This is a genomic window from Methyloceanibacter sp. (assembly GCF_049590335.1).
In the GTDB taxonomy this organism is placed as follows: Bacteria; Pseudomonadota; Alphaproteobacteria; order Rhizobiales; family Methyloligellaceae; genus Methyloceanibacter.
This window is the reverse complement of record NZ_JBAWCQ010000077.1, coordinates 1-5,214: the sequence shown is the minus strand read 5'-3', so window position 1 is coordinate 5,214 and position 5,214 is coordinate 1. Positions and strand designations below refer to the sequence as shown.

The window sequence follows — 5,214 nt, the reverse complement described above, 5'->3', positions numbered from 1 at the left end:
TCGGAATAGAGCGCGATGGGCGCCACCAGCTGCTCGAGTTCGGCCTCGCTGAGAAGCGTGTCTTGGGCCGCACTGTCTGAGGACTGGCTGGTCTCCGAGGCTTCCGCGTCGCCGGGCGCGGCCTCCTCCGGTGGCTGCTCGACGGCGACCACAGCGTCTGTGTCCTGCGCAAAGGCAGTCCCTTGCAGGCCAAGAGCGAGCGCGAATGCTGCTGGAATCATGAAAAAACGCATTGTGTTACCCATAATCGTTATCGTCGCTCTTTCCACTTGGGACCGGGCTTAAGGCTCCCGGCGCATAGGCTGCAAGAAAGCTTTATCTTCATCCGGTTCTTAAGAAGTACCATTCAGATTGTAGATCACTCTTTGCGCCCGCCAAACGCCATCGGCGTCTTTGACCATGACGACGATTTGCTTGCCCGTCTTGCTCTTGCCGTCCTTGAAAATCCACTCCATGCCGGTGGTCACAACGGCAAGATCGCCGCGCCCTTCGAAGGTCCAGTCGGACTGCTTGAAGTCCTTCAGTTCGGAGAGGTCGGCCTGAACGAATTTGCGCAGCTTTTCAAGCCCCGCAACGCTTGGGTGGTTCGGCGGCATCAGCACCGCATCCTTGGTCCAGAACTCGGACCAAGCCTTCCAGTCTCCAACAACAAGGGCGTCCGTCGCGGTCTTGAAGACCTGTCTGATGGCGGTCACCTCCGCTTCAGGAAGCGTCAAGGAGTCTGCCATCGCATCGGCCTCTGCCGCGGTCGACGTCACCGATCCTGCCGCGAAGAGGGCCGCGGCAACTGCAAGCGCGATTCTGGTAGAGCGGCGGACGAGCATGGACAGTTCCTTTCCCAAAATTGCTTCGTTGAGCGGGCAGGTTAGTGGGCCGCATCGTTATGACGAAAACAGGGCTCAAGGCCAAGAGGTTGCATGCAGTCTACAAAAAGAGTGCGACGCGCTGAACAAACCAGACCGCCGCCATCGAACCTATCCCATAGCCCAGAGCTGTCCGGAGCCATGGGCGTTCGAGAGACAGGAATCGGCGGACCAGGGCGCCGGCGCCCACGACCGCGAAGACGAAGAGAAGCTGGCCCGCCTCCACACCGAGATTGAACGTGAGCAAAGCCAGCGGCACGTCGGATTGCGGCAGGCCAATCTCCTTCAGCGCGCCGCCGAAGCCCAACCCGTGCAAGAGCCCGAACGCGAAGGCAACCAGCCAGGGCGCACGCTTGGTGAAATCCGATTCTGGCCCAGTCTGCCGTATGATCTCCGCCGCCACGAACATGATGCTGAGGGCGATGACGGCCTCGACGGGGGCTTGCGGGATCTGGGCCCAGCCCAGTGCCGCGAGGGCGAGCGTGATGCTATGCGCATCGGTGAAGGCGGTAATGACTTTGACCAGCATCCACACGTCGCGGACGAGCAGCAGAAGAGCGAGCACAAACAGCAAGTGGTCGATGCCGAGCAGAATATGCTCCACGCCCAGGAGGAAATAGGTGCGGGCTGTATCTACCCATGTCGGTGCAGCGGCGACGGTAAAAGACGGCTGATCCGGCGTCAGCCGCGCGGCCTGCACAGATTCGTCTTCGGACTCCACCCGCACGACGACATCGGTGAACGTGCTGGACAGGCCATCGATGGCAACCTCGCGGTCTACAAGTCCGCCCGGGCACCGAACCGCCAAATGTTCCAAAGCCGCGGCGCCGGCACGCTCGGACCGTGCCGGCTTGGTCTCGGTACAGTCGGCCGGCAGTCGCACGTGAAGACCAAGACGCATATCGCCACGCGCGGGCACTTTGAAGCGCACATCATAGGTCTCCGCGCCTGTCTGCTTGATCTCCAGAAAGCCTGGCCGCAGTTCATGGGCCTCGCTCACTCCCTGCAGCGCGAGTGCCAAAACCAGCGCTAGGAGGAGACGGATCACTTGGCCTGATCCCTGTCCGGCTCGGAAGGCATGGCCGCGGGCAAGACAACCTCGTATTTCGCGCGCAGTTTGTCATAAGCCTCCGCCTCGAACTCCTGCCGTTTCAGGTTCCGCCAGTCGCGCAGCACCGCCGCCCGCACCTCATCGAGTTTCGGATCGTAGCCATCCTCTCGCTTGCTGACGCGGACGAGATGCAGGCCGAACGGCGAGCGAACCGGCCCCGTCCATTCGCCTAGCGGGGCATCTTCCAAGACTTTCGAAAACGCCTCGCCGAAGTCACGCTCGATCGCACGCAAGGGGGAAAGCGGAATGTTCTTCGGCAGCAAGGTGGCATCGCCGGAGATGGCGGGATCTCCACCGGCCTTCAAGGCTTGAAGCGCCTCGGCCGCGCGGCCGGCCGCATCTTCCTCTGACGCTTTCGCTTTGATGAACACCTGCTCGAAAGCCAGCTTTGGATCAACGCGATAGGCGTCCTTGTGGCTGTCGAGATAGTCCTGCAGTGCTACATCGTCGGCGCCCAGCGCTTCCTCGCCGGGCTCCGACAAGAACTCCATCTTCTGCTGCATGCGGCGACGGATGAGTGTGTCGTCCCGATCGAGGCCGAGTTTCACCGCTTCGCGGTAATAGACCTCTTCCTTTACGAACGCATCCAAGAGCCCGCGCAGTTCCTGCGGCGTCGGCGGGCGCTGCCAAGTCTTGGCATAGATTTGTGCCAGCTGTCGCACCCGGCCCTCGGTCACGACGATGCGATCTCGAGTTTCGGCCTCGTCGCCGTCAGCGAAGAGCGCAAAGGCCGCAAAGACCGCCGCGCCGATCAACACGAAATGGACCAGCGGTTCGCGCGCCAGCCTAGAAATGAAACTCATTGTTTTAGCCTGACGCTCCCTCCACGCCTTGCGGCGGGTCTGCACGCGTATCTTTGGGTAGGCCCTGTAAGATGGACCGCACAGCCTCCTGCCTGTCGGCCGGACCATAGAGGCGGATCAAGCCTTGCGCCTCGGCCACGTCGAAGCCGAGACGACCCACATTCAATGCACGAATGACTTCACTTTGGGTCACGAGAACCGCATCGCCCTTCTGAGGGCCTTTGACGTGGACATCGACGTCAAAGCCGCTCTCGCTCGGTGCATAGCGGCTCCACAGCATGGAATCGAGCAGGACTACCGTGAACCCCAAACGGGGCGCGGGCGCCGGCCCAAGAGCGTCTCCCAGTTGCTGCAAGCCGGCGGCGGTACGCTGAAATGCGAACAGGTCCTTGACGGCACGTGCCGGTCTCGGCGCCAGCAAACCGCTGTTCTGCGCCTGCCACACGGCGGTCCTCACATAGAGCGACTTCGGATAGATGTAGTTCAAGGCGCCTCGGGCGATATCGCTGGGATTGTGATAGCCGCAAGCAAGGGCGCCGCCGGCCGCGAACACCATGCCCGCCGCGAGCAAAGCCGCGATCGTCCTGGCACTCCTGTCGCGCATGCCTCTACGTGCCATCCGGCCTTATCCCTTCGGCGAATACCAGATGGGCGAGGTGTAGGCCCGCTCCTGCCCCTTGAGGACAACCTTATCTGGTAGTTTGAGGTCGAATTTCGCCGCGTCGTATGCGGTCCAACGCGGCGTGGGAATCTCGATCACCCGTGCATAGTAGAATGCCCTGACGTTGGGATCGAACGCCGGGTCGGTCCAGACCGTGCCCAGCTCGGGCGCGCCGATCGTGTTGGTCCAGCTGGGGATCGACAGGTCCACCGTATCGCCGACCGGCGGGACCTTACCGTCCGTACCGGGCTCACGGTCGCCCGACCAAACGACGTCGTAGACTTTCTCCTGCGGCTTGCCGTCGGCGTCGATCCAGCCCTTGATGATCTGAATGCGGTCGAGATTGGCGCCGATCGGATCGCGCAAGGCATAGACGAGAAAACTCGGCGCCTTGCCGTCAGGAGCGCCCTTGAGGTCGCTGCCCATGGGCACACCCTTGGTGTAGCCGAGAACCGCGAGGTCACGGCGGGCAGCATCTTTCGCATCGAAATCGAAGCCGCCGAAGAACCGCACGCGCATTCGCGGCCCGGTGGTCGCGTAGGTCTCGCGCCGCTTCATGGCGTCGAAAATCGCCCCACGAGTATTGGCTGGCGCCCATACGCCCACAGTGCCTGCCGCGTTGTACTTCCAGCCGGTGAAGCCTTCGATTCCGAGCTCCGCGTTCTTCTTGCCTTCGTGCATCGCCCGATGCGGGTTGGGCTCGTAGGAAGCGAACTTCGAGAAGAAATTGTCCTCGTCGATCGTGCTGAGCGCGGTGTGAGTGTCCGTGCTGCCGACCATGCCGAACTTGAAGGGATTCACGCCGAGCTTCTCTTCCAGCAAAAGCCCGCGCTGCAGCCCCGATCGCGCATACTCGGCCGGGAGCATGTCTTTTGTCTTCGCCTCGCTCACATCGAGATTGCCGAAATCCCAAGTCTCGTAATCGGCGAACTCGTCCTCGGGTGAAAGCAGTGGATGCGTCTCGCCGTCGCCTTTGTACTGGGTGGCTTCGTAGAGCCGCTCCCACTTCTGGCGCTGCTTAGCGTACTCGGCGTCATACGCCGTCCCCTCGTCGAAATCGTCTTGCAGCGCGAACATCATACCGTTCGACAGATTGCCGTTATGGGGAATGGCGAGCACGCTGCCGCCCGTCTTGTCCTCGTAGGCCTGCATCCACTTCCAAAGATCGCGCGGGTTGCGGCTGCCGATGGGCGGTGTGGTGGTATAAGGCTCGACACGCATCGCGCGCTCAGACCCATCGCGGAAGATAACGTTCCGGTGCAGATTGTTGCCCTTGACGAGTGAGGTCCACTCGAAAGCGATGAACGTCGTGAAGTGCCCAGGGTCGTTGTACTCCTCGGCCGCCGCGATGATGTCATCCCACACACGCCGATAATTTGGGTTGCCTGGCTGATAGTTGATTGCGTCAGTTATTTCCCCTTGGGAGAACTCGTTAATGAGCCGGAACATGGCTTCTTCGGCCTGCTTGCCGCCCGCATTAAAGTCCTCGTGGTAACGGCGCCCGTCCGGGTCAGCCATGATGTTCGGCGTTCCCTTGATAATGTCGGTGATCGCGCCCATCGCATCCGAGTGGTCGGTGATCATGAAGAAGTCGTAGGGGCGCGCGAGCTTTACAGGCTGACCGCTGTTGGAGACGACTTGCTCGCCGCGGGCGAACCGGTATGCATCCCGCGGCATGAGAGTCGTACCCGAGCCGCCGGCGTCCGGCGACAATCCTGTATGCACATGGGTGTCGCCGAAAAAGACCTCAGAGGGAAATGCCCGGTCGGCGTAGGG

At 61.7% G+C, this 5,214-nt stretch carries 6 protein-coding genes; all 6 read right to left on the bottom strand.

The genetic code is table 11. The features are described from left to right. The coding region (locus WBQ77_RS05850; RefSeq protein ID WP_424059344.1) for a hypothetical protein at window positions 1-233 on the bottom strand (233 nt) is incomplete at its 3' end. A gap of 99 nt (window positions 234-332) precedes the next feature. Next, complete coding sequence (locus WBQ77_RS05845) at window positions 333-824, bottom strand: YybH family protein (protein ID WP_424059342.1); 492 nt, start codon at window positions 822-824, stop codon at window positions 333-335. A 100-nt stretch (window positions 825-924) separates the two neighbouring features. Then, window positions 925-1,911 carry a HupE/UreJ family protein gene (locus tag WBQ77_RS05840; protein WP_424059341.1) on the bottom strand — a complete coding sequence of 329 codons (987 nt, stop codon included), beginning with the start codon at window positions 1,909-1,911 and terminating at the stop codon, window positions 925-927. Then, complete coding sequence (locus tag WBQ77_RS05835) at window positions 1,908-2,777, bottom strand: peptidyl-prolyl cis-trans isomerase (protein ID WP_424059340.1); 870 nt, start codon at window positions 2,775-2,777, stop codon at window positions 1,908-1,910. The genes WBQ77_RS05840 and WBQ77_RS05835 overlap by 4 nt, the downstream gene beginning before the upstream one ends. 4 nt (window positions 2,778-2,781) lie before the next feature. Then, complete coding sequence (locus WBQ77_RS05830) at window positions 2,782-3,396, bottom strand: hypothetical protein (protein ID WP_424059338.1); 615 nt, start codon at window positions 3,394-3,396, stop codon at window positions 2,782-2,784. A 6-nt stretch (window positions 3,397-3,402) separates the two neighbouring features. Next, a partial coding sequence (locus tag WBQ77_RS05825; protein WP_424059336.1) for a DUF3604 domain-containing protein occupies window positions 3,403-5,214 on the bottom strand: 1,812 nt, incomplete at its 5' end.

Coding starts and splice junctions, on each gene's coding strand:
- WBQ77_RS05845 (WP_424059342.1), bottom strand. CDS start 824: ATGCTCGTCCGCCGCTCTACCAGAATCGCGCTTGCAGTTGCCGCGGCC.
- WBQ77_RS05835 (WP_424059340.1), bottom strand. CDS start 2,777: ATGAGTTTCATTTCTAGGCTGGCGCGCGAACCGCTGGTCCATTTCGTG.
- WBQ77_RS05830 (WP_424059338.1), bottom strand. CDS start 3,396: ATGGCACGTAGAGGCATGCGCGACAGGAGTGCCAGGACGATCGCGGCT.